Below are 25726 nucleotides of genomic sequence, written 5' to 3'. Positions count from 1 at the left end.
AGCATGCAGCAGCTGAATCCATCCGAGATTAGCGACATTATCAAGCAGCGCATCGACAAACTCGATGTGTCCGCCGAAGCCCGCAACCAGGGCACGGTGGTTTCCGTGTCCGACGGCATCGTGCGTATCCACGGCCTGATGGACGTGATGTACGGCGAGATGATCGAATTTGAAGGCGGTCGTTTCGGTATGGCACTGAACCTGGAGCGCGACTCCGTCGGTGCGGTAATTCTGGGCGACTACCTGGGTGTGGCCGAAGGCCAGACCTGTAAGTGCACCGGTCGTATTCTGGAGGTGCCGGTAGGCCCCGAGCTGGAAGGCCGCGTTATCGACGCACTGGGTAACCCGATCGATGGTAAGGGTCCGGTCGACACCAAAGAAACCGACGCCATTGAAAAAGTGGCTCCCGGTGTTATCTGGCGTCAGTCCGTTGACCAGCCGGTTCAACTGGGTCTGAAAGCGGTTGACTCCATGGTGCCGATCGGCCGCGGTCAGCGTGAGTTGATCATTGGTGACCGTCAGATCGGTAAATCCGCCATTGCGGTGGACGCCATCATCAACCAGAAAGACTCCGGCATTAAGTGTATCTACGTGGCCATTGGCCAGAAGGCCTCCTCCATTGCGTCCGTGGTTCGCAAGCTGGAAGAGCATGGCGCCATGGATCACACCGTTGTGGTGGCTGCCACCGCATCGGATCCGGCGGCCATGCAATACCTGGCGGCCTTCGCCGGTTGTACCATTGGTGAGTACTACCGCGATCGCGGTCAGGACGCACTGATCATTTATGATGACCTGACCAAGCAGGCCTGGGCCTACCGCCAGATCTCCCTGCTGCTGCGTCGTCCGCCGGGCCGTGAAGCCTACCCGGGTGATGTATTCTACCTGCACTCGCGTCTGCTCGAGCGCGCTGCACGAGTCAGTGCCGATTACGTCGAGAAGTTCACCAATGGTGAAGTGAAAGGCAAAACCGGCTCTCTGACCGCGCTGCCGATCATTGAAACCCAGGCCGGTGACGTATCGGCGTTCGTACCCACGAACGTGATCTCCATTACCGACGGTCAGATCTTCCTGGAAACCTCCATGTTCAACTCCGGTATCCGACCGGCGATGAACGCGGGTATCTCGGTATCCCGTGTGGGTGGTTCCGCACAGACCAAAGTGATCAAGAAACTGTCCGGTGGTATTCGTACCGCTCTGGCTCAGTATCGCGAACTGGCGGCTTTCTCCCAGTTTGCCTCTGACCTGGATGAGGCCACCAAGGCTCAGTTGGAACACGGTGAACGCGTGACCGAACTGATGAAGCAGAACCAGTATTCGCCGATGAGTATTGCCCAGATGGCTCTGGTTCTGTTCTGTGCCAACGAAGGCTATCTGCAAGACGTGGAAGTCAACAAGGTTCTGGACTTTGAACACGCCCTGCTCTCCTACGCTGAAAGTGAAGGTGCCGACCTGTTGAAAGAAATCAACGAAACCGGCAACTGGAACGATGAGCTGCAAGGCAAGATGAAAGCCCTGGTGGACAAGTTCAAATCCACTCAGACCTGGTAAGACCGGCGGTGCCGCAAGGCACCGCTTCATTCACGCTTGAGGGCCTTTGAGTATGGCAGGCGCAAAAGAGATTCGGACGCAGATTTCGAGCATTAAAAGCACGCAGAAAATTACCAGCGCGATGGAAATGGTCGCCGCGAGTAAGATGCGTAAAGCTCAGGAACGCATGGAGCGGGGCAAGCCCTACGCCCAGCGTATGCGTGCCGTGGTCGGTCACCTGGCCAACGCCAATCCGGAATACAAAAACCGCTATATGGAAGAGCGCGAGGTCAAACGGGTTGGTTACATCATTGTCTCCAGTGATCGCGGCCTGTGTGGTGGCCTGAACATCAATGTGTTCAAGGCGGCACTGAAGTCCATGAAGTCCTGGTCCGACCAGGGTGTCGCAGTGGATCTGTGCTTGCTGGGTGCCAAAGCCGGTGCGTTTTTCAACAGCCATGGCGGCAATGTGGTAGCCAGCGCTCGTGATCTGGGTGAGGCGCCGACCGTCGCTTCCCTGATTGGCAGCGTCAAGGTCATGCTGGATGCGTTTGGCGAAGGCAAGATCGACAAGCTCTACCTGGTCGGTAACGAATTCATCAACACCATGACTCAGCAACCTGAAGTTCAGCAGCTGTTGCCGCTGGTGGCCGAGGAAGACGAAAAACTTCAGCACCACTGGGATTACCTGTACGAGCCGGACGCCGAGCAACTGCTCGACGGTCTGCTGATTCGTTATATCGAGTCTCAGGTGTATCAGGCCGTGGTTGAAAACGGCGCCTGTGAGCAGGCCGCGCGTATGGTGGCCATGAAGAGCGCCACCGACAATGCCGGCGACCTGATCAGTGACCTGCAACTGGTGTACAACAAAGCCCGTCAGGCCGCGATTACCCAGGAGCTGTCGGAAATTGTGGGCGGTGCCGCCGCCGTGGCCTCTTAAGGCCCAGAGCTGAGAACCCTTTTTTGAGTTAAAACCTTCAGTCTCAGGCTGCCCTCGTCATTCACTGACAGTCGGCCGGATCTGAAACCAAGAGGAACCGGAAATGAGTAGCGGACGTATCGTACAAATTATCGGCGCCGTGATCGACGTGGAATTCCCGCGCGATGCCGTGCCGCAAATCTATGATGCACTGAAAGTCACCGAGCAAGACCTGACTCTGGAAGTGCAGCAGCAACTGGGCGACGGCGTGGTACGCACCATTGCCCTGGGCTCCTCTGAAGGTCTGCGTCGTGGTCTGGATGTGAGCAACACCAAGGAGCCGATCAAGGTTCCGGTGGGCCAGAAAACCCTGGGTCGTATCATGAACGTACTGGGCGACCCGATTGATGAGGCCGGCCCCATCGGTGAAGACGAGCGCATGCAGATTCACCGCGATGCCCCGGCTTACGAAGAACTGGCCGCGTCCAACGAGCTGCTGGAAACCGGCATCAAGGTGATCGACCTGGTATGCCCGTTCGCCAAGGGCGGTAAGGTTGGTCTGTTCGGTGGTGCCGGTGTGGGCAAGACCGTGAACATGATGGAACTGATCAACAACATCGCCAAAGAGCACTCCGGTCTGTCGGTATTTGCCGGTGTGGGTGAGCGTACCCGTGAAGGTAACGACTTCTACCACGAAATGACCGACTCCAAGGTTGTGGACAAGGTAGCGATGGTTTACGGCCAGATGAACGAGCCACCGGGTAACCGTCTGCGTGTTGCACTGACCGGCCTGACCATGGCCGAGAAGTTCCGTGACGAAGGTAAGGACGTTCTGCTGTTTATCGACAACATCTACCGCTACACCCTGGCGGGTACCGAAGTATCGGCGCTGCTGGGTCGTATGCCATCCGCGGTAGGTTATCAGCCGACCCTGGCTGAAGAGATGGGTGTTCTGCAGGAGCGTATTACCTCCACCAAGACCGGCTCCATTACCTCGGTACAGGCCGTATACGTACCCGCGGACGACCTGACTGACCCGTCTCCGGCGACCACCTTTGCCCACCTGGACTCCACTGTTGTACTCAGCCGGGATATTGCCTCCAAGGGTATTTATCCGGCCATTGACCCGCTGGACTCCACCTCTCGTCAGTTGGATCCGCTGATCATTGGCCAGGAGCACTACGAAGTGGCTCGCGGTGTTCAGACCGTACTGCAGCGCTACAAAGAGCTGAAGGACATCATCGCCATTCTGGGTATGGATGAGCTGTCAGAAGAGGACAAGCTGATCGTATCCCGGGCCCGTAAAATCGAGCGTTTCCTGTCCCAGCCGTTCCACGTGGCCGAAGTGTTCACCGGTTCTCCGGGCGTTTACGTGTCCCTCAAGGACACCATTCGCAGCTTTAAAGGCATTCTCGACGGCGAGTACGATGATCTGCCGGAGCAGGCGTTCTACATGGTTGGCACCATCGAAGAAGCCATCGAGAAAGCCAACAAGGCCAAGAAAAAGTAACCCGCCGGCCCGGCAGTGCCGGGCCACTGGCCCTGAAGCGTTAGAGGCAGAAATATGGCTATGACAGTTCACTGCGATATTGTCAGTGCAGAGCGGGAAATCTTCTCCGGGTTGGTGAAGATGATCGTGGCCACCGGTTCACTGGGTGACCTGGGTGTGACCTATGGTCACGCTCCTTTGCTGACCGGCCTGGAGCCGGGCCCGGTGCGCATCGTCAAGGACAATGGTGAGGAAGAGATTTACTACGTTTCCGGTGGCTATCTGGAAGTGCAGCCTTACCACGTCACCGTGTTGGCGGATACCGCCCTGCGCGCCGATGATATGGATGAAGCAGCCGCCCAGGAAGCCAAAGAAGCCGCCCAGAAAGAGCTCACCAACCAGTCTGGCGAGATCGACTACTCCAAGGCGGCGATTCAGTTGGCGGAAGCCGCCGCTCAATTGCGTACTCTGCAGTCCATTCGCAAGAAGTTGGGCAGCAACAAGTAGGCCTCGCCGTGTATGGCATTGGCAACAGAAAAGGGTGGCTGATCGGCCGCCCTTTTTTTGCGTCCTGGCCACAAAGAATTTTCTCAGTAGTATCCTGATCAACGGTTTGTTGAAGGAGTAGCGTCATGACCACCCCACTCGATATCGTGATTCTCGCTGCCGGTAAAGGCACCCGGATGCGTTCCAATCTGCCCAAGGTGCTTCATCCCGTGGGTGGCCGCCCGTTGGTACAGCATGTGATCGATAGCGCCCGGGCGCTGGGGAGTGACCAGATTCTGGTGGTGGTTGGCCACGGCGCCGAACAGGTGGAGGCCCGCATGGCGGCCGACGACATCCGCTTTGTTGCCCAAACCGAACAGCTCGGCACCGGGCATGCCGTTCTGCAGGCCCTGCCCCATTTCCGGGACGACGCCACGGTACTGATTCTGTATGGTGATGTGCCCCTGACCCGGGCCGCGACGCTTGAAAAACTGGCTCAGGCGGTATCCGACACCACCATCGGGCTACTCACCGTCAATCTGCCAGACCCCGGTGCCTACGGGCGAATCCTGCGCGACCAGAATGGCCAAGTGGAAGCCATTGTCGAATACAAGGACGCCAGCGAGACGCAGCGAAAAATCACCGAAATCAATACCGGCATCATGGCCGCCAAGGCGAAGCACTTGCGCGAATGGTTGCCCGCACTGAGCAACGACAACGCCCAGGGCGAATACTATCTGACCGACATTATCGCCATGGCTCGGCGAAGTGGGCTGACGATTCATGCCGCTCAACCGGACACCCCGGAGGAAGTGGAAGGCATCAACAATCGCCAGCAACAGGCGGCTCTGGAGCGCTACTACCAACGCCTTCAGGCCGAGGAATTGATGGTTCAGGGGGTGACTCTGATGGACCCGGCGCGGTTTGACTGCCGCGGCAGGATCACCGTCGGTCGCGACGTCGTGATTGACGTGAACTGCGTGTTTGAAGGCGAAGTCATGCTGGAAGATGGCGTTCACCTTGAACCCAACTGTTACCTGAAAGACTGCGTGATTGGGGCTGGTACTGAAGTCAAAGCCAACTCGGTCATCGAGGGGGCACGCGTGTCCAGCAACTGCGCCATCGGGCCTTTCGCCCGTCTGCGCCCCGGTACTCTGCTGGCTGACGGCGCCAAGATCGGCAACTTTGTGGAAGTCAAGAAAGCCACCATTGGCGAGGGCAGCAAGGTCAATCACCTGAGCTACATCGGCGACAGCAAGGTCGGCTCCGGTGTGAATGTCGGCGCCGGCACGATTACCTGTAACTACGACGGGGTCAACAAATTCCTCACGGAAATCGGGGACAATGCTTTTATCGGTTCCAACAGCGCGCTGGTGGCGCCGGTCAAGTTGGGCAAGAACACGACGGTGGGTGCCGGGTCGATCATCACCAAAGACGTTCCCGATGAAGAGTTGGCGATTGCCCGCGGCCGCCAGCGCAACATTCAGGGCTGGCAGAGACCCATTCGAAAGTAACGAGGAACCAACTGACGTGTCGTTTAGTCTAGATGGTTCCTCTTGTTAAAGTATGGTTAAATGCTAGGAAATCAAAACCCCTTTATATAACTAAAAGTTATATAAAGGGGTTTTGAATCTCCCTAGCTCAAAGAGAGCATAGTAAACAATGTCCGCAATAAAGAACTCTTTTTCAGTGGTTTTAGCTGGTGGGTGGAATCCACAAATTTTTACTCAAAACTGGATCTCTGAGAATCTATGTGAGAACACCAGCTCCGAGATATCTTTTTTGTATCCTGTAGGTAATACCCAGTTGCCACCCCGAATAGAATTTGAAAATATCCTATTGGAGGCCACTACCAAAACATTACGTTTTGCATGTAATGGCGATAGTCTGGATAGCGTTGATGATCTTAAGAAGGTTGGGGAAGTTGCAAAGAAAACCTTAGAGCTTTTAATTCACACTCCAATCAACGGGATGGGAGTTAATTTTGGTTTTGAGTATCAAGGCGATCAACTGGTAACTGTTGATGAGTTTAAAACTGATGATAGTGGTATTATAGAAAGTCAGTATGAGGCTGAAATAATTGAAATCTCAAGATCTTTAAGATTCAGCAACGATGTGGTACTAAATTTAAAAACAGTTTACAAAGATGATTTGGTGGTAATAAATTTTAATTTCCATCATGACTCTCATACTCCAGGAGAGTGTGCAAAGTATCTAACAAGCGACATTATTGACGAATATTATAACTCAACACAAAGACTGTTAAGGGAGCTTGTAAATGAAGACGACTAATTCTATTTCGATTTTAGAAAACACAAATGACTACTTTATGAGTGAAGATACCAATTACTTTATTCCAAAATACTACGACGATTTTCCTTCTAGCAGCGAAACTGATATTCAAGTAACTTCTTCTATTGAATATTCTGAGGTATTCAAATCAACTAACAGTAAAAGAAAGGCTGATCGTCTAAAGGCTTTGAACAAAAAAATATCGAACGCTTTTTAAATTAGAATATTATAAAGTGGAAGTCGATGGTTCATTTCACTTACTCAGAATCTGTAGATAAAAGCTGTCTAAAGCAAGGGGATGTTCTGTCGAAAACCCCAGCTTTAGACAGTTTGCTTAATCAAGTACATCCTCACTATTCAAATAGTGAAAATTACACGCACTTCCAAGTACTTACTCAAAGTTGTGATCTTGTCAAAAGAAATGGAAATAAGTGCTCTTCTAACTACATTACGTTAGCTGCCGTCCGACCTTTAAGTGATGTGCTGTCTAGGGAGCTCGGGAAAAATAGTGTTACTAAATTTCAAGGCGATAGTTTTTGCAGTGAAAGTAAACGACAAAAGATCACAGATTTTCTTAGAGTCCTCATGAATAACAACCATAAAGATTACTTTTTCCTGAAATCCGATCAAAAAATGAAATTATATGAGGATAGTTGTACTTTTCTTCATCTATCAATAGCAATTAGAGCAAATGAACACTATGAGAAGTGTCTTGACGCGAAAACCGTGCAGCTGGAACCTACTTTCAGATCAAAGCTTGGATGGCTGGTGGGGAATTTGTATTCAAGGGTTGGAACTCCTGATTGGGCACCTGACAACTACTCCCAACAGGATTTTAATAATTATATAAAGAATGTGTTGGATGAAAATGTTATATGGATTCCGAAAAATATATATAATGACTTCAAAAAAGAGATCAGAGAAAGAGAAGGTGAAGGAATTGAAAGTATTATAACCGATTTGGAACGCCGGCAGGATAGTAATATTGAAAAATCAGCGTACAATTTAGCTAGGTTTTTGGTTGAAGACAGTGGCCTTAAAATTGAAGGTGAGGAGTTGCAAGCTCTAGCAAGATCGCTAAAAAATAAGTCTGGTCAGACAAGATTAAGAAAGTTTCTAGGTTGACCAATAGTTAGGATTGACAAACTTCAAAGTGAAGCTAGCTAAATTATAATGGTGTATTACGTAGCCGGTTCTATCCGAGTAGATTTTGATCTGATTACTGCTTCTTGTTTTTTCTTTCATGCCACATTACTTCCAATGTAATAGTTTTTTGAAAATATGATGTCTAACTGGAACCCCTTTATTATGGAAATACTAAGTGGACTTGTTAGAACGTAGAAGCTTTAAGGTTTGTCGATCTATTTTTTGGTTGATTTCCGTAGCGATTTTATTCGCTTTTATTGTTGGTTCTTACGGGTTTCTAAAACCCCTGCCCAGCGGAATTAACATGGAAGCGCCCGCCCGAGGGGCGACCCGGGTCCAGTTTCTGGCCGATCGGACTTATATCGGTCCGCAGGGGGAGCGACAGACCGAGCAGCGAATTTTTGACGAGGTCTTCCGTCTGGTCGCTCAGGCGGAACGGTTCATTCTCGTGGACATGTTTCTGTTCAATGCCTACCAGGGGCAGATGACCGACACGCACCGGGCGCTGTCCGACGAGCTGACCGACCGGCTTATCGCCCAAAAACGCCGTCACCCAGAGATTCAGGTTCTGGTGATCAGCGATCCCCTGAATACCTTGTACGGTGGTCTGCCCTCCCCTCACTTCCAACGGTTGGAGGCCGCCGGCATCTCGGTGACCCTGACCGACCTCACCAGGCTGCGCGACAGCAATCCCCTCTACTCCGCGTTCTGGCGTCCCTTTATTCAGCCCTGGGGAAACACCGAAACGGATACTTTACCCAATCCGTTTGGGGAGGGCCGGGTGTCTCTGCGCAGTTACCTGGCGTTGATCAACTTCAAGGCCAACCATCGCAAACTGATCATCGCCGATCAGAATAACGAGCTGACCGCCTTGGTCACATCCGCCAACCCCCACGACGGAAGCAGCGCCCACGGCAATGTCGCCTTGCGCTTCGGTGGTCCGGCGGCGTGGGACCTGCTGGACAGTGAAGCCGCCGTGCTTGCCTTCTCGGACGGACCCGAGCCTAGGCCGTCCCTGGATCGACCCACCGTTGAGGTCGCCGGTTCTCCTCTGTCGGTCCAGGTGGTGACCGAGCGTGCTGTCGAGCGAGCCGCTCTGGACATCATCAATGGCGCAGCCGCGGGGGAGCGGTTGGACCTGGCGATGTTCTATTTATCGGATCGACACCTGGCTCGGGCTCTGCAGGAGGCCGCCCAGCGCGGCGTCAACGTACGGGTGTTGCTCGACCCGAACAAAGACGCTTTCGGGCGCGAAAAAAATGGCGTGCCCAACCGCCCGGTCGCCCACGAGCTGGTCAACGCCGGGGTACAGGTGCGGTGGTGTGACACACACGGTGAGCAGTGCCACTCCAAATGGCTGATGCATCAAGACACCCGGAGCCAGGCACGGATGTTGTTGGGCTCCACCAATTTCACTCGCCGCAACCTGCACAACCTGAATCTCGAAACCAGTGTCGTACTGCGGGGATCTTCCGACTCTGAGCCGTTAACCGCGGCCGCCCAGTGGTTTGATGACCGTTGGCATAACCGATCCGGAAAGCAGTACAGCCTGGATTACGCTGCCTACGCCGATGAAAGTCTGTGGCCCCGACTGCTGTATCGAACCATGGAGGCAACTGGGATAAGCACTTTCTGACCTAACCAGGAAAGAATCCATAATTAGTTAGACAACGTTGTCCGTTGTAAGCTATGCTCCATCTTGGACCATGCCCCAAGTGGAGATCAATAATGATAGTACGTACCGTCCTGCTCCTGTCAGTCGCGCTTTTTGCCAGTGTGGGCAGCCTTGCCCAACCGCTCAGCGACGCCCAATTGAAGGCATTTGCGGCCCAGACCGAATGGCGTTTTGCCGTGGTCAGCAACATCGGTGAAGATGGCCCGGAAGCGCGAATCCGGCTGCACAACCGTTCCGACGTGGCACTGCCGGAGGGGACCGGTGACTGGCGGTTGTATTTCCACTCGGTGCGTCGGGTGAGTGACACCACCGTGTCCGGCCTGCATTTGACCCATGTCCAGGGGGATTTACACCGGGTTGCGCCGACCGAGGACTTCCCGGGCCTCGCCCCGGGAGAGTCCCTGGAGCTGTTCTATGAACCCTCCTCGGCCATGGCGGCCTATACCGATTTTATGCCCCGCGCCTTTATTCATCGCCCGGGTAGCGAACCTGCGGTGTTTGTCAATACCGACACCGAAGACATGAGCCGCTTTGTCGATGTATTCGACCGGGAGGCCCAGCAGCGTCGCTCGGCCCAGGATCAGGTGCCGATTGCCACCGCCGAGCGCCGCTACGAACGCAACCGCGCCATCCACTCGCAGCGGGTGTCCGATCAGGCGGTGCGCCAGCGCATCATTCCCAAACCGCTGTCCCTGGAAACCCATTGGGGCAGCGCGACTCTCTCGCCGGACTGGACCATTCACTACGCCGGTCGTCTGAGCTCAGAGGCTGACTACCTGGCGGAGCAGCTCTCGACGCTGTTCAATGCTGAATTCCCGCGTGCGGCGGACCATGAGTCGGTCTCGGGCCCCAGAATCAGCCTGAGGGTGGCGTCTGAGGATACCGATCTGCCGGAACAGGCGGAAAGCTACCGGCTGGAAATCGACGACGACCAGATCCGCATCACCGGTCGGGACAATGCCGGTGCCTTCTATGGCCTGCAGAGTTTATTGAAACTCTTGCCGGCGACCATGAACAGCGATTCGGTCACCCTGCCCAATCTCACCGTGCTCGATGCGCCCCGCGCCGGTTGGCGGGGGATGCACTACGACATGGGCCGCAACTTCCACGGCCAGGCCGTGACCCTGCGCCTGATCGAACAGATGGGCCGCTACAAGCTCAACAAGCTGCATCTGCACCTGACCGAGGACGAAGGCTGGCGCCTGGAAATCCCCGGCCTGCCCGAATTGACCGAGGTGGGAGGTGAACGCTGCTTTGATCCGGAAGAGACCGAGTGCCTGCTCACCCAACTGGGCACGGGGCCGCATAAAAGTGGCAGTGGCAATGGTTATTACACCCGGGACGACTTTATCGAGATTCTCGAGTACGCCGCCGCGCGGCACATTGAAGTCATCCCCGAAATTGATATGCCCGGTCATGCCCGGGCGGCCATCCAGTCCATGGACGCCCGTTACCGCCGTTTGATGGCTGCGGAACAACCGGAGGCCGCTCGCCAGTACCTGCTGTCTCACCCCGAAGACACCTCGGATTACATGACCGTGCAGAACTACACCGACAACTCCATCGACGTCTGCCTGGACTCCAGCTATGCCTTTGTGGACAAGGTGATGTACGAGCTGCAGCAGATGTACCGGGATGCCGGCCTCAAGCTGAACATCTTCCATATGGGGGGCGATGAGGTGGGCAAAGGCTCCTGGACTGGCTCCCCCGCCTGTCGGGATCTGATTGCCGAGCGCGAAGGCGTTGCCGGTGTTGCAGATCTGAAGCCCTACTTTGTCAGCCGCGTTGCCGCCCTGGCGAAAAAGCGGGGCCTGGCCCTCGCGGGCTGGGAAGACGGCCTGATGTACGACGCGAACAATCCGTTCAATCGGAGCCAGTTTGACAACGATCGGGTCATCGCCAACGCCTGGGATAACATCTGGGAATGGGGCGTGGCCGACCGGGCCTACCGCCTGGCGAACGCCGGCTATGAAGTGGTGCTCTCCCACGGTACTCACCTCTATTTCGATCATCCCTACGAGGCACACCCCGAAGAGCGTGGCTACTACTGGGCGACCCGGTACACCGATACCCGCAAAGTGTTCGGATACATGCCCGAACACCTCTATGCCAACGCCAACACCACCCGCAATGGCGCGCCCATCGACAACCTCGAGGCGCTAGTGGGGCGCGCCCTGCCGCCCCTGAAACAACCGGACAACATCCTCGGCATTCAGGGCCAGGTCTGGACCGAAACCATCCGTACCCCGGAGCAGCTCGAGCGCATGGTCTACCCCCGCCTGCTCGCCTTGGCCGAGCGCGCTTGGCACAGAGCCGAATGGGAAGGAGACTCTTCCAGTGCCGAGGCCCGCGCCCGGGAATTTGCGGTGTTCGCCCGAACCCTGGCGGAGCGCGAATTACCGCGCCTCGCCGAAGCCGGTGTCCAGGCGTATCTGGCCCCTCCGGGTGCCCGGTGGGAAAACGGCCAATTGCAGGTGAATACCGCCCTGCCCGGCCTGACAGTCGAGGTCAGCACCAATGGTCTGGATTGGCAAGTCTTCCAGCCGTCGGTATCGGCTGAACAGGCACCGGTGATGTTGCGCACCCGTCTGGACAACAACGTCAGTCGCTCCACCCGCCTGGATTGACCGGCGGGTGGTAGCGGAACAACTTTTTACAAAAAAGTGTTTGACAACGTTGTCCCGTTGGGCGTAAAAAGAGCATAGGCTAGAAAACCGTAGTACCAACAACGTCCATCAAAACAACATAAGATCCGTTAGGAGGTCGTCATGGAAACTCGCAGCAAAGCATTCAATAAACCCAAGGGTTTCAGAAAAACCCTGCTCGCATCCAGCATTTCATCACTGCTGATCGCACCCGCATTGGTGCAGGCGCAGGATGAGCCCATGCTGGAAGAAATTGTGGTCACCGGCGTGTACGCCTCCCAGCTCAACGCGGTGAACACCAAACGTGATGCGGCCTCGGTCGTCGATGCCATTTCCGCCGAAGACATCGGTAAGCTGCCGGATGTCACCATCGCCGACTCCCTCCAGCGGATTCCCGGTATTCAGGTGGAGCGCACCGCCGGTGAAGGTGGTCCGGTCCAGATTCGCGGCCTGGCCAATGTTGCCACCTCGCTCAACGGTGAAACCTTTCTGAGTGCCACCACCATTGACTCCTCCGGCGCCGACTTTGGTGACCTCCCCTCCCAGTTGTTTTCCGGCGCCGACGTATATAAATCGCCGCTGGCCACTCTGAGCACCCTGGGTATTTCCGGCACCGTGGATCTGAAAACCCGCCGTCCGTTTGATCTCGATAGCGGCTTTACCGCATCGGCGTCGGTCGAAGTGGATCGCGGTTCCATCAGTGAGGAGACCGATCCCACGGTCAGCGGTCTGATTGGGTGGAACAATGACAACGTTGGCTTTCTGGTCAGCGCCGTGACCACCGAGAAGAACCTGGCGACGGACTACAACGGTTACTTCGATACCTCTGAAAACGGCGGTATCGGTGCGGCGAACAACAACTACACCTGGGGCGCACCTCCTGTTAATCAGGATGTGTACCACGTGGTACCTCAGGGTTTTGCCGCTTTCAACAAAGTTGAAGAACGCCAGCGCGATGGCCTGAACCTGTCCTTCCAGGCTCGGCTGTCCGAAGGGGTTGAGCTGGTGGTTGATCACTTTTACAGCAAGCAGGATCGCTGGAACCGGCGGGCCGGCATGTCTCACAACAACCGCTGGCAGACGTTCAATAACTACGCGTTTGCCCAGGAAGGCAGCCTGGTTCGTGACCGCTTTGATTACAACGGACAGGAGTGGGGTACGGTAAACGCGTTTGAAGCGAGGCCCTACCGGTTGCAGTCGTTCAGTCAGGTGAACTACAACGAAGAAGAGTCCAACAACAGTAGCGCCGAATTGAACTTCGATAACGGTGGCGCACTGACCGGTCAGGTCCGGGTTACCCGAGCGACTGCCGAGGCGAAGATGCGCCACGGTTATGTGGAAGGTGACCTGATGAGTATTGATCAGGGCACACTGGTCACCGGACCTGGCGGCCTGAGGCCGGCGGGTGACTGTACCGGAGACAACGCCGTGCCCGGTACCGCCGTCGGTGAAGATGGTGGCTGCTTTGTTCAATATTCACCCTACAGTATCGAGGACAGTGACTTCCTGATTGGCTACGATGCCTCTGGCGAGCATCCGGTATTCACCGGCTTTGACCAGACCGTCAGTGGCGGCCTTGGAGAAATGAGCGTTGCCGACTACATGGCGGATCCCCGAGCCTATCATGTCGGCGCCATGTCCTCGGAAAACAACACCAATGATGAAGGTGAAATGAACACCTTCAGTACCCGCTGGAACTACGAGTTCTCCGACAGTCCCTTCATCACCAGTGTTGATTTCGGTCTGCGTCAAAGCGAGCGAACGGTGGAGCACGAAGTGTTCTCGTACTTCGCGGAGTTTGATGATACCGGGTGTCAAGCCCAGTGGAAGGCGGTGGACCAGTTCGCCGGTACCAGTGAATGTGATCCGGACAGACAGCAGGGTGAGTTCCTGGTCGACGAGAACGGCGACCCGGTACTGGACGACGATGGCAATCAGGTCTTCGAAAACTACACCCTGATTCCCCCGATCGCGATCGATCAGTACAACGACATCGTCTGGGTGGATGACCTTGGTCCGGTTTCCGGTGTACCGGGTGTGTGGGCGGTGGATCCCCGTGCCCTGGACGATACTCTTGCCTATCAGGAGAGTGTCTTCGGGGAGCAGATCCGTTTCCCCCAGCCAGGTCAGTCCTACAGCGTCGGTCTGGATGAGTTCAGCTATTTTGCACAGGCCAACTTCGCCGTAGGTGATGACATCACCGGTAACCTGGGTGTCAAAGTTGTCGAAACCGATCTGACCGTGGTTCAGAACGAAGTCGGTGGCGGTGTGCCGCACTCGGGGGTGAGCTACGATATCGGTGATGTCGTCACGCGCCGCAGTTACACTGACGTGCTACCCAGCCTGAACGTTGCCTGGGATGCCACCGATACCCTCAAGTTCCGCTTGGGTTATGGCGAAACGATGCAACCGCTGGATCTGTTGACCTGGGGGGGTGCGAAAAGCGTCGGGCGAGTATTCAATGACGACTGCCAGTGCATGCGAGTGACCGGTGGCTCTCTGAGTGGTAACCCGGAGCTGGATCCGACACGGGCGAAAAATTACGATCTGTCAGCGGAATGGTATGCGGGGGATGCTTCGGTGCTGAGCGCAACCCTGTTCCAGATTGAAATTGACAGTTTTGTCCAGAGCGGTACCGTGATCATTGACGAGCCCGACGCCGATGGCATTCGTCGCGGTCCCTGGGAGTTCACCGCGCCGGTTCAGGGCACGGGTGGCAAGGTCAATGGTCTGGAACTCGCCGCCAAAGTGGCCTTCGGTGATTTCACGGCCGGTGCGCTGGAGAATTTCGGTTTTGACGTCAACTATACCTTGTCCGAGAGTTCGCAAGACGCGGTTGGTGTGGAAGGCAAAGAACTGCCGTTCGTCAATAACTCCGAGGACACTTACAACATTGTCGGCTGGTTTGAAAACAACTATCTGTCAGCCCGCCTGGCCTATAACTTCCGCTCGCCCCGCCTGATCAGCGTCGGCGGCCCGGCCTTGGCCGAACAGGCGCTGTACCAGGATGATTACGGTCAGCTCGACCTGAACGTGACCTGGGATGTGACCGATGAGTTGGCGTTGTACGTGAACGGTTCCAACATCACCGAGGAATTCCAGCAGACCTACCTGGAATTTGAAGACCAGAAGGCCTTCCAGAATATCTACGAGGCTCGCTGGGCACTGGGTGCGCGTTACACATTTTAAGTTGGGTGTCATCTGACTCAGTAAGGGCATGGAGGCCCGATCGTTGTGCCGCCGCGAGTGATCGTGGCGGTTTTTTCCGTTGAGGAGGTTTCGGTGATCCGGCACACACTCAAGCAGCTGGTTATTGTCGGTGGGGGTACCGCTGGCTGGATGACGGCGGCCCGTCTGGCCCGGCACTTCCGTAAAACGGACATCCGAATAACCCTGGTGGAATCCTCGGATATTGGAACCGTGGGTGTCGGGGAGGCAACCATTCCAACCCTGCGCCAGTTTTATGCGGATCTCGGCATGACCGATACCGAGGTGATGCGCGCGACGCAAGCCACCGTCAAACTGGGCATTCAGTTTGAACAGTGGCGAGAACCCGGCAGTGACTTCATTCACCCTTTTGGTGTGTTCGGACAAAAAGCCAACGGCATCGACTTTCACCACTATTGGCTGAAGCTTCGTCAGCACGGTGATACCTCTGAGTTGGCGGATTACTCGCTGGGGTTGCAGTTGGCTCGCCGCCAACGCTTTACGCCTCCTTCTCCCCAACCTCCATCAGAGCTATCGGTATTTGATTGGGCGCTGCATTTTGATGCTGCGGCCTTCGGGCGCCTGATGAGGGGTTACGCCGAGCGTCATGGCGTAGAGAGGCTGGATGCCAGAATCGAGTCGGTCAGACAGCATCCTGAGACAGGCGATATCGAGGCGCTGTATCTGGATTCGGGTAACGTCGTCGGTGGTGACCTGTTTATCGACTGTTCCGGCTTCCGTGCGCTATTGATCGAGCAGACCCTGAACACCGGTTACTGTGACTGGAGCGAATGGTTGCACTGTGATCGGGCGGTGGCGGTTCAAAGTGAACGATTCGGTGAGGCACCACCCTACACGGTCAGCCGCGCCCAGACGGCCGGATGGCAGTGGCGAATTCCGTTGCAAACGCGACAGGGAAACGGCTATGTATACTGCAGCGACCACGTTAGCGATGACGAGGCCACTTCAACGCTGGTTGATCATATAGACGGTCCGCTTTTGAACGACCCTAAACCCTTCCGATTCACGGCCGGTCGACGTCGGCGTGCCTGGAACCGGAACTGTATCGCGGTCGGTCTGTCAGCGGGCTTTCTCGAGCCGCTGGAGAGTACCAGTATTGCCCTGGTGGAAACCGCCATCCACAAAATTCGTCGGGCGTTTCAAAAACCCTGGTACACACAGGCTGAAACAGACCGGTTCAATGAAGACACCGCACTGGAGTATGAGCGGGTCAGGGACTTCATCATCCTGCATTACAAGCTGAATGGTCGAACGGACTCACCCTTCTGGGAGCGTTGCCGCGCAATGCCAATACCGGACACCTTGCGGGAGAAGGTGGACGCATTCCGGGCGCACGGTGAGCTGCTTCGCTATCGCGCTGAAATCTTTGGCCCGGCAAGCTGGCTGGCCATTTATTCCGGATTGGGCGTTTTGCCCGAGCGTTATCACCCGGGGGTGGATCGTCTGGACCTTCAGTACCTGAAGGAGGCCCTGAAAGCAATGCGTCAGTCAGTGGCCGACGCGGTCGCCCAGGCGCCGACCCACAACGATTATCTGCAATCGCTGAACCGCACCGGCTGACCAAAATCCGGATCTTCTCTGATCCTCAAGATTGACGGTCCAGTTCGTGTTGACGGATAAATGCGCTGTGGGAAGGCGCCTGCTCCGCCGCCTGCGTTATCATCGCGCGCATTTTGCCCAGCTCATCGGTCAGCGTGGTCTCTGGTACCTTATTCGCCCGAATGTCGTAGTGTGTCGGCTGTACACCCATGCCGGAATAGATGGCCAACCAACTGTCGGGTTCAAATGCCTCCGGCTCCATCTTGACCAGCTCACCGCGATGCCTGAACAGCTCCAGCTTATGGGCCAGCGAGTCCGGTATCGGCATGGCCTGGCAGTGCCGCCAGAATGGGGTATCCGTCCGCTGTGTGGTTTTGTAATGCAGTACCAGAAAATCGCGGATACGTTCAAATTCGTGGTGGTGCTGGCGGTTGGCTTCGGCCCGGTCGACTTCATGGAAACCCGACTCCGGGAACAGGCGCAGCAGCTTGGCAATACCGGTCTGAATCAGCGAGATGCTGGTGCTCTCCAGAGGTTCAAGAAAACCGGACGCCAATCCCAGTGCAAAACAGTTCTTTTCCCAGATGGATTTCCGGGGGCCCGCAACAAAGCGGAATGTTTTAGGATCCTTCAGGGGTGATTCGGCCATTTGCTTCAAAAGTGTCTGTTTGGCCTGCTCATCCGAGACAAACGCCTGGCTGTACACGTACCCGTTGCCGGTGCGGGACTGGAGGGGAATACGCCACTGCCAACCCGCGTCAAGCGCGGTGCAGCGGGTGTAGGGGGGCGGCTCCGCCATCGCCGCACCGGGCGCCGCAATCGCACTGTCGCAGGGTAACCACTGCCGCCAGTCTTCATGGCCGGCCTGCAGGGTCTGCTCAATGAGCACGCCCCGGAAGCCGGAGCAGTCGATAAAAAGCTGAGCTTCGGCGCGTCCCCCGTCGTCCAGGTGCAGTGCGGTGATAAACCCGTTGTTCGGGTCCTGCTCCACATGCGTCACTTTCCCTTCGCGGCGAATAACGCCCCGGGCTTCCGCATACCGGCGCAGAAAACTGGCATAGCGTCCCGCATCGAAATGGTAGGCGTAGCCGTAGTCGGCCAATGGGGTGGGTGGTTGCTCGTGGGGCTGAGCGAAACGGCCTCGGCGGGCCAGTTGCACCGCAAAGCAATGATCTTCGAGTGAGTGGCCGAGGTCGTCGCCTCGCAATCGGTTGAGGTAGTGGTGAAATGCCACGCCGTTCAGAGGCTGACCAAAGTCGGCAAAAGGATGAAAGAACGCCGAGCCGGGGGCTCGCCAATCACAGAACTCGATGCCCAGCTTGAACGTGGCATCGGTGGCACGGATGAAATCCCGTTCATCAACGCCGAGCGAGGCATTGAAGTCCCGGATACTGGGAATGGTCGCCTCCCCCACGCCCACGGTACCGATATCCGCCGACTCCACCAGAGTGATCTGAGCCTGTCGCCCCTCGAAGTAACGTGCCAGGCTGGCGGCCGCCATCCAGCCCGCGGTGCCACCCCCGAGAATGACGACCTGATTGACCGCTGAATTGCCCATGGTGCTCCCCGTCTGAAGTCAGTCTGCATTATAGACACAGACTCGCCAACTCTGAAACAACGTTGTCTTTTCGATCGAAGCCGCTCGCCTTCCGTCAGGAGGGGGAATTCCGCTCCGAAAGATGTCTTGCATATAACTTTCGTTGTATTAAAATACCTTTCGTTTCAAAAGTTTTATCAAGAGCGTCCAGGATGAACAAACGCAACACCCAACAGCGCCGACGCGCCATTATCGACATGCTCACCCAGGCGGGTGAGGTCAGTGTCGAGCACTTGGCCCAGCACTTTGGTACCTCCGAGGTGACAGTACGCAAGGACCTGGCGGCCCTGGAAGACAATGGCCTGCTGCTGCGCCGCTACGGCGGCGCCGTGCCCCTGCCCCAGGAAATGATCGTCGATCCGGGCACCGAAAAAGTTTCGGAACGAAAGCAGTCCATGGCCAAAGCCGCGGCGGACCTGATTCTGGACCACAATCGCATCATCATCGACAGTGGCACCACCACCGCCGCCCTGCTGCCGGAGCTGTCCCACAAGCAGGGGCTGGTGGTGATGACCAACTCTCTGAACATCGCCAACGCCCTGCGTGAGCTGGAAAACGAACCCACCCTGCTGATGACCGGTGGCACCTGGGATCCGCAGTCCGAGGGGTTTCAGGGGCAGTTGGCCGAACAGGTGCTGCGCTCCTACAACTTTGACCAGTTGTTTATTGGCGCCGATGGCCTGGACCTGGAGCGCGGGACCACCACTTTTAATGAGCTGTACAGCCTGAGCCAGGTAATGGCCGAGGTGGCCCGAGAGGTCATCGTGATGGCGGAGTCGGATAAATTGGGTCGGAAGATCCACAACCTGGAATTGCCCTGGGAGCGGATTGCGTATCTGGTAACGGATTCGGATTTCCCTGATGAGGCAAAACAACGTTTGGAGACCTTGGGAGTCGATGTTATCCGGGCTTCCTGAAACCGACAAAGGAAAGTTTTAAGAATTGAAATACGTGACAGGAGTTGGGTAAGGCCTTCACGGACCGTCGCCGGCGGGATTCCGGCGTCGAGCCTACAGGGACGTATTCACGGCGTGTCCGTGAAGGCCTTACCCAACTCCTACCCCCAAAACGAATTTAGAATTTTCTCAAAGGAGAAAAATTATGTGTGGCATCGTAGGCGCCGTAGCGCAGCGGGATGTGGTGGATATTCTGGTCGAAGGCCTTCGGCGCCTCGAGTATCGGGGCTATGACTCCGCTGGTGTGGCCGTGGTCAACAACGGCGAACTCAAACGCCTGCGCCGGCTGGGCAAAGTCAAAGAACTGGCCGACGCCGTGGCCGCCAGCCCAACCCCGGGCGGTACCGGCATTGCCCACACCCGCTGGGCCACCCATGGCGAACCGAGCGAGCGCAACGCCCACCCACACGTCTCCAACGATCAACTGGCCGTCGTGCACAATGGCATCATCGAGAATCACAGTGCGCTCAAGAAGCAGCTCGAAGCCGACGGCTACCGGTTTGACTCCCAGACCGATACCGAAGTCATTGCCCATCTGGTGCACCAAACGCGGAAAGAAACCGGCGATCTGCTGAGTGCCGTGCAGAAGGCCGTGAAACAGCTTGACGGCGCCTACGGCACCGTCCTGATGGACGCCAACGACGCCGAGCGCCTGGTGGTGGCCCGCTCCGGCAGCCCGCTGGTGATCGGCCTGGGCATCGGCGAAAACTTTATCGCCTCGGACCAGCTGGCCCTGTTGCCGGTGACCCGTCGGTTTATCTTCCTGGAAGAAGGTGACGTGGCGGAAATCACCCGCGCCAGCGTGCGCATCTTTGATAAAGACGGCAACGCCGTTGAGCGCGAAGAGCATGAGTCCACCGTCAGCTACGACGCCGGCGACAAAGGCCAATACCGTCACTTCATGCTCAAGGAAATTTACGAGCAGCCCCACGCGGTGACCAACACCCTCGAAGGCCGTCTGGGCAAAGAGAGCGTACTGGACGAAACCTTCGGCAACGGTGCTGCCGAGCTGCTGAAGAAAGTGAAACACGTCCAGATCGTTGCCTGTGGTACCAGCTACCATTCGGCCATGGTCGCCCGCTATTGGCTGGAATCCCTCGCGAATGTCTCCTGCAACGTGGAAATCGCCAGTGAATTCCGTTACCGAAAATCTGTGGTCCAGCCCGACAGCCTGGTGGTCACCATCAGCCAGTCCGGCGAAACCGCCGACACCCTCGCCGCTCTGCGCCTCGCCAAGGAACTGGGTTATCTCGGCAGCCTGACCATCTGCAACGTGGCGGGCTCCTCCCTGGTGCGCGAATCCGACCTGGCTTTTATGACCCGCGCCGGTGCGGAGATCGGTGTGGCCTCCACCAAAGCGTTCACCACCCAACTGGTGGGCCTGGCGATGCTGGTGCTGGCATTGGGCAAATACAACGGCCTGAGCGCCGAACAGCAGGCCGATATGGTTCAGGCCCTGAAAGGTCTGCCGGCCAAGCTCGAAGAGTCACTGTCGCTCGCGGAGCGTATTGAAGATCTGGCCGAGGAGTTTGCCGACAAACATCATGCGCTGTTCCTCGGCCGGGGCGATCAGTACCCGATTGCGATGGAGGGTGCGCTCAAACTCAAAGAAATTTCCTACATTCACGCCGAAGCCTACGCCGCCGGCGAACTCAAGCACGGCCCCCTGGCGTTGATCGACGCCCAAATGCCCATTATTGTGGTCGCACCGAACAATGAGCTGCTGGAAAAACTCAAATCCAACGTTGAAGAAGTCCGTGCCCGCGGAGGCATCCTCTATGTGTTCGCCGATGTAGAAGCCAGCTTCGCCTCGGACGAGACCATGCGGGTCATCAACGTTCCCCACTGCCACCCCTGGCTGGCGCCGATTCTCTACACCCTGCCCCTGCAGTTGCTGAGCTACTACGTGGCCATCATCAAAGGCACCGACGTGGATCAGCCGCGCAACCTGGCGAAGAGTGTGACGGTCGAGTAACCTGTCGCTTTTGTGGATTCTGGGGAGAGCCGAATCATCAAGTGTCACTTTGATGGTTCGGCTCTCCAACAATAACGCAGAGGTAGACAGCAGTATGATCACAATACGACGGGCCACGTACGATGATGTGCCGGCGCTGCATGCGCTTGCCGAGCGGTTTCTGCTGGAGAATCTGAAAGACCCGGAAAATACCGGTTTTCTGATTTCCAACTTTTCCCTCGATGTTTACAAAGCTTATGTGGATAGTGCGGAATACTTCTGGGTAGCCGAGGAAGACGGTAAGCTGGGTGGATTTCTGCTGGCTTATAAAAGCGAATCGATCAAGCCGGAAGAGGTGATCAATTCGTGCTTGCGCTATTCCGTGATTGAGCCGTTTACCCTGATCAAGCAGATCTGCAGCAGCGGCGAGGTGCGTGGCGCCGCCTCGGCACTGTACCAAAAGCTCTTTGAGGAAATGGATACCGATCTGGCGCTCGCCGCGGTAGTCAACGAGCCCCTGAACACCAAATCGATCGAGTACCATCGCAAGCTGGGCTTCGGCCATTTGTGGGATCTGCTCCCCCCAGCCGACTACGATGGCGTGACCCGCACCCGCTCAATCTGGTTTTACTCCAAAACCGGTACCCGACCCCAGACTCGCATGGCGCAAGTGGACCGTTCAGAGCTGGTGCAGCATCTGATCGAGAAAGAACAGGGGACGGTCAACCTCTATATGCATGAGGACAACCTGAACTGGACCAAGCTGGGTATGTTGGTCACGTTTATGACCGCGATGCTCACCGCATTCGCATTCTTGCTGGAGCGGGATCCAACCACCACCAACAACTGGATTGTCAGTGTGTTGGTGGTCTTCGGGTTTGTCGTTAATATAATGTTTTATCTGAAGTTGAAGTCGGGGCTCGCGTTCCTGAATCACCATAAAAAGAATCTGCGCCGCTTTGATGACGCGCTGGCCGGCATGTTGCCTTCCATTCCCTCCTATCTTGACCGGAAGACGGGAACGGCCTCCGTTACCGTACGGGTGATGATTGTCCTGCCGATGTTCAGCCTGGCGCTCTGGACGGTGTGTGCCGGTTTATTGTTACACCGGTACTTTTTATGATCAGGCAGTGATGGGAGTCTCGGCACAAAAGCGCAGGCCCGATTAAAGTACAGGGTCCATTTACTGACAGGGTGTAACACGCAGGGAATATTATGAAGCGAATACTCATAGGATTATTACTGATTGTAGCGACCGCAGCGCTTGGCGGTCATTACTACTACGAGCGGCAAGTGGAGAAGCGGGTGGAGAGTGCCGCCCGTCTGTTGGGCCAGATGGGTGGCAACCTGGAGTATCGGGAGGTGGTCATCGGCCTGTCTGGCGATATTCGCGTGGAGGATATTCAGTTGCGGGTACCCGGAATGCCCAGCGCTGTCAGCATCGACCGGGCTTCCCTGCATACCGGTGGACTCATGGGAGTCCACCGGTTGGCCATGGACGCACGAGAGCAGCTATTGCCTACCCGTTTGGGTGTGTCGTTTGACGGCATCCGCATCCCCCTGTCCGGCGTCACTCAATCCGGGAACCCGGGCGTGACCGATGCGTTCGCCGCCGCTGGCTGTGGTGGTCGGACCGGTTTCAGCGCTCTGGATATTGTGAAAATGGGCTATTCCGAGTTTGTGATGGACACGCGGGTGGACTATCGGCTGGTGGGTGATGGAGAGCTCCTCAGCGTGACCGTCGATACCCTGATGCGGGAAATGAACAACACGCGGGTTGAGATGGACTTTTCTCTTGGCGCACCGTCACGTCATGCGCCGGCCGTTGCGATGGCCATGCCCAATGCCCAACTTCTGAGCGTGATGATCGATTATCAGGACAAGGGCTATGCCCGGCGTGTGTTGGATTTCTGCACCGAAGAAACCGGGCTGGAACGGGAGGCCTTTCTTGCCCAACATCTGAGCGCCTGGCAGGACATCTGGCATCAGTTTGGTTTGACGGCCGGGCCGACCATGGTTGATGCCTATCGGGAATTCCTGTCCAATCCGGATCAATTCCGCCTGCAGATCAAACCCGGCGGAAGCCTGCAAGCTGAAGACCTCAGTGGCCTGTCGACGGAGCTGATGCTCTATTACCTGCCCATGGAGCTATCGGTGAATCAGGGGTCAATGAACCGGCTGGACCTGTCGGTCATGGATGAGGCCGAAGCGGAAGCCTGGCGGGAAGCGCGACGGGAGCGGGCCGTTGATTCGGACAGTGAAGCGGAGCAGGCGACTGATGCTGGTGGTCCCGCGCAAGACGATGAAGGTCGGATTACCATTGAGACACTGCGTAACGCCGCCAATGCCACGGTGGAACTTCGACTCACCAACGGACACATCCTGGAGGGGGTGGTGTATTCGGTGGGGGAGGACCGGCTGCAGCTTCAACGTTTTCAGAATGGGGGCTACGTCATTCAACCGGTTGATTATGCCGATATTGAAGAGGCCTACCTCAGGGAGAAATAGACAGCAGCCGGGGGCTGCTGTCTACTCTCACAAGCGGATGACTCAACTATAGTCCGCTGTCGATCGCGTCGATCAATTCACCGTCTTCGGTATCGCCACTGAGCTCCCAGAAGAAGGCGCCGCCGAGCCCCTGTTGTTTCAGGTAGTTCATCTTGTCCTGAATGGTGGCCGGGGTGTCGTAGCTCCACCAGTCATCGCCGCAGTGGGCATAGGCGGTACCGGCGACGGTACCGGTGGCCGGGCAGGTGTTTTTCAGGACCTTGTAATCCTCAATGCCACTCTCATAGGTCCCATTGGCCGCACCGCTGGCGGAGCCACCCGGGGCCGCCTGGCTGACGCCCGTCCAGCCCCGGCCGTAGAAACCGATGCCGAGCAGGATCTTTTCGTCCGGCACACCCAGTCCCTTGAGGATCTGCACACTGTTGTCGCTGTGGAAGCCGGCCTGCGGAATGCCGCTGTAGCTGTTCAACGGTGAGTGTGGCGCGGTGGGCCCCTGGGCTTCCCAGGCTCCGAAGTAGTCGTAGGTCATCAGCATATAGAAGTCCAGGTACTGGGCGGCGCCACCGTAATCGGCCGCGTTCAGCTTGGCTTCACCCGCGCCGATGGCGGCGGTCACCAACTGGTCACCAAACTCGCTGCGCAGCGCCTGCATCAGTTCCCGGTAGGCATCAAAGCCGCTGTTGTCACAGGTCAGGCCGCATTCGTTGGGGTACTCCCAGTCGATGTCGATACCGTCAAACACGCCGTCCCAGCGGGGGTCAAACACCAGGTCATGGCAGGATTGAGCGAACTGCTGCGGATTCTGGGCCGCCTCGCCAAAACCGCCGGACCAGGTCCAGCCGCCAAAGGACCAGAGCACCTTGATGTGCGGGTACATTTCCTTCAACCGTTTGAGTTGCCCGAAGTTGCCGCGCAAGGCGCCCTGCTCCCAGGTGTCGGCCACCCCGTCCACACTTTCCTCGGCGCCATAGGCCCGGTCGTAGTCCGCATAGGAGTCGCCCACCACGCACTGACCATTCTGGACGTTGCCGAAGGCGTACACGATATGAGTGAGTTTCTCGGCGGAGCCGCTGGTGTGGATGTTCTTCACGTGGTAGTTGCGGTCGTAAATGCCCCACTGGGTGAAATAGCCCACCACCAGCTCGTCACCGTTGCCGGGGGCGCTGCTGCTGGAGGAACTGCTGCTCGACTCCGAGCTGGAATTGCTGCTGGACTCCGATGAGCTGCTGGAAGAGGCCGGTTCACAGGCGCCCAGATTTTCCCAGACGCCCCAGTCGCCGGATTGTTCGGGGTTATCCCCCTGAGTCCACCAGCGCGCCCGATACTCGACAACGTTGTATTCAACCCGGTCATCCTGGGTGTAGACGCTGTTGGCGTTCCAGGTGTCCAGTCCCTCACAGCCTTCACCGGTAGCGGCGCTACTGGAGGATGAAGCGCTGGAACTGAGCGAACTGCTGGAGCTGGAACTGTCGCCATCGCATTGACCCAGCAGACTCCAGGCCTCTTCCCAGGCCCAACCCTCACCGGGTGCATAGGCCCCGCCAGTGGAGCACCAGCCACCGACATCGCATTGATAGGCATTGCCCAGGTTTCGGGCGAGGTCGCCGCTGTCGTAGGTCGCATCCGGCGCGTAGGCCGGCACGGAGGAGCAGTCATAGGCCAGTGCTGGGGTGGCCGCCAGGCCTCCCAGGGCCAGAATGATCAAAAGTAGACGGATTTTCATGCAGAAACTCCCGGATTGTTATGGTTCAAGGGATATGCGGCC

General features: G+C 56.7%; 17 protein-coding genes. 15 read left to right on the top strand and 2 right to left on the bottom strand.

Annotation, left to right across the window (positions count from 1 at the left end; translation table 11 throughout):
- The first annotated feature begins 3 nt into the window (after positions 1-3).
- The 11 genes from atpA (at position 4) to OOT55_RS13850 (ending at position 16967) form a co-directional block, all read left to right on the top strand.
- Positions 4-1548 carry a F0F1 ATP synthase subunit alpha gene (gene atpA / locus OOT55_RS13900; RefSeq protein WP_265366449.1) on the top strand — a complete coding sequence of 515 codons (1545 nt, stop codon included), beginning with the start codon at positions 4-6 and terminating at the stop codon, positions 1546-1548.
- Positions 1549-1600: 52 nt separating this feature from the next.
- Positions 1601-2467 carry a F0F1 ATP synthase subunit gamma gene (atpG, locus tag OOT55_RS13895; RefSeq protein WP_265366448.1) on the top strand — a complete coding sequence of 289 codons (867 nt, stop codon included), beginning with the start codon at positions 1601-1603 and terminating at the stop codon, positions 2465-2467.
- Between the two features lie 103 nt (positions 2468-2570).
- Complete coding sequence (atpD, locus tag OOT55_RS13890; protein WP_265366447.1) at positions 2571-3956, top strand: F0F1 ATP synthase subunit beta; 1386 nt, start codon at positions 2571-2573, stop codon at positions 3954-3956.
- A gap of 54 nt (positions 3957-4010) precedes the next feature.
- Positions 4011-4442 carry a F0F1 ATP synthase subunit epsilon gene (locus OOT55_RS13885; protein ID WP_265366446.1) on the top strand — a complete coding sequence of 144 codons (432 nt, stop codon included), beginning with the start codon at positions 4011-4013 and terminating at the stop codon, positions 4440-4442.
- Between the two features lie 125 nt (positions 4443-4567).
- Positions 4568-5935 (top strand): bifunctional UDP-N-acetylglucosamine diphosphorylase/glucosamine-1-phosphate N-acetyltransferase GlmU, encoded by a 1368-nt coding sequence (glmU, locus tag OOT55_RS13880; protein WP_265366445.1) that lies wholly within the window; start codon positions 4568-4570, stop codon positions 5933-5935.
- Positions 5936-6083: 148 nt separating this feature from the next.
- Entirely contained in the window at positions 6084-6713 is a 630-nt protein-coding gene (locus tag OOT55_RS13875; protein WP_265366444.1) for a hypothetical protein, read from the top strand.
- Between the two features lie 243 nt (positions 6714-6956).
- Positions 6957-7838, top strand: coding sequence for a hypothetical protein (locus OOT55_RS13870; protein WP_265366443.1), 882 nt, complete (start codon positions 6957-6959; stop codon positions 7836-7838).
- Between the two features lie 325 nt (positions 7839-8163).
- Entirely contained in the window at positions 8164-9495 is a 1332-nt protein-coding gene (locus OOT55_RS13865) for a phospholipase D-like domain-containing protein (RefSeq protein WP_265366442.1), read from the top strand.
- A gap of 92 nt (positions 9496-9587) precedes the next feature.
- Positions 9588-12161, top strand: coding sequence for a family 20 glycosylhydrolase (locus OOT55_RS13860; protein WP_265366441.1), 2574 nt, complete (start codon positions 9588-9590; stop codon positions 12159-12161).
- Between the two features lie 141 nt (positions 12162-12302).
- The gene (locus OOT55_RS13855) at positions 12303-15368 is read left to right on the top strand and encodes a TonB-dependent receptor (RefSeq protein ID WP_265366440.1); all 3066 of its coding nucleotides are present in this window, start codon (positions 12303-12305) and stop codon (positions 15366-15368) included.
- A gap of 63 nt (positions 15369-15431) precedes the next feature.
- The gene (locus OOT55_RS13850) at positions 15432-16967 is read left to right on the top strand and encodes a tryptophan halogenase family protein (RefSeq protein ID WP_265366439.1); all 1536 of its coding nucleotides are present in this window, start codon (positions 15432-15434) and stop codon (positions 16965-16967) included.
- 25 nt (positions 16968-16992) lie between these two features.
- Here OOT55_RS13850 and OOT55_RS13845 read toward each other — a convergent pair whose 3' ends face one another.
- Positions 16993-18504 (bottom strand): tryptophan halogenase family protein, encoded by a 1512-nt coding sequence (locus OOT55_RS13845; RefSeq protein ID WP_265366438.1) that lies wholly within the window; start codon positions 18502-18504, stop codon positions 16993-16995.
- 191 nt (positions 18505-18695) lie between these two features.
- On the opposite strand from OOT55_RS13845, the gene OOT55_RS13840 reads away from it, so the two are divergent.
- The 4 genes from OOT55_RS13840 (at position 18696) to OOT55_RS13825 (ending at position 23961) form a co-directional block, all read left to right on the top strand.
- Positions 18696-19460: a DeoR/GlpR family DNA-binding transcription regulator gene (locus OOT55_RS13840; RefSeq protein WP_265366437.1), complete on the top strand. Its 765-nt coding sequence runs from the start codon at positions 18696-18698 to the stop codon at positions 19458-19460.
- Between the two features lie 184 nt (positions 19461-19644).
- Positions 19645-21474: a glutamine--fructose-6-phosphate transaminase (isomerizing) gene (gene glmS / locus OOT55_RS13835; RefSeq protein WP_265366436.1), complete on the top strand. Its 1830-nt coding sequence runs from the start codon at positions 19645-19647 to the stop codon at positions 21472-21474.
- A 94-nt stretch (positions 21475-21568) separates the two neighbouring features.
- Positions 21569-22576, top strand: coding sequence for a GNAT family N-acetyltransferase (locus tag OOT55_RS13830; RefSeq protein ID WP_265366435.1), 1008 nt, complete (start codon positions 21569-21571; stop codon positions 22574-22576).
- Positions 22577-22668: 92 nt separating this feature from the next.
- The gene (locus OOT55_RS13825; protein WP_265366434.1) at positions 22669-23961 is read left to right on the top strand and encodes a hypothetical protein; all 1293 of its coding nucleotides are present in this window, start codon (positions 22669-22671) and stop codon (positions 23959-23961) included.
- A 46-nt stretch (positions 23962-24007) separates the two neighbouring features.
- Here OOT55_RS13825 and OOT55_RS13820 read toward each other — a convergent pair whose 3' ends face one another.
- Positions 24008-25684 (bottom strand): glycosyl hydrolase family 18 protein, encoded by a 1677-nt coding sequence (locus OOT55_RS13820; RefSeq protein WP_265366433.1) that lies wholly within the window; start codon positions 25682-25684, stop codon positions 24008-24010.
- Positions 25685-25726 lie beyond the last annotated feature (42 nt).

Source organism: Marinimicrobium sp. C6131 (genome assembly GCF_026153455.1).
Lineage (GTDB): Bacteria > Pseudomonadota > Gammaproteobacteria > Pseudomonadales > Cellvibrionaceae > Marinimicrobium.
The sequence above is the reverse complement of the archived record's forward strand: the minus strand, read 5'-3'. Positions and strand labels throughout refer to the sequence as shown.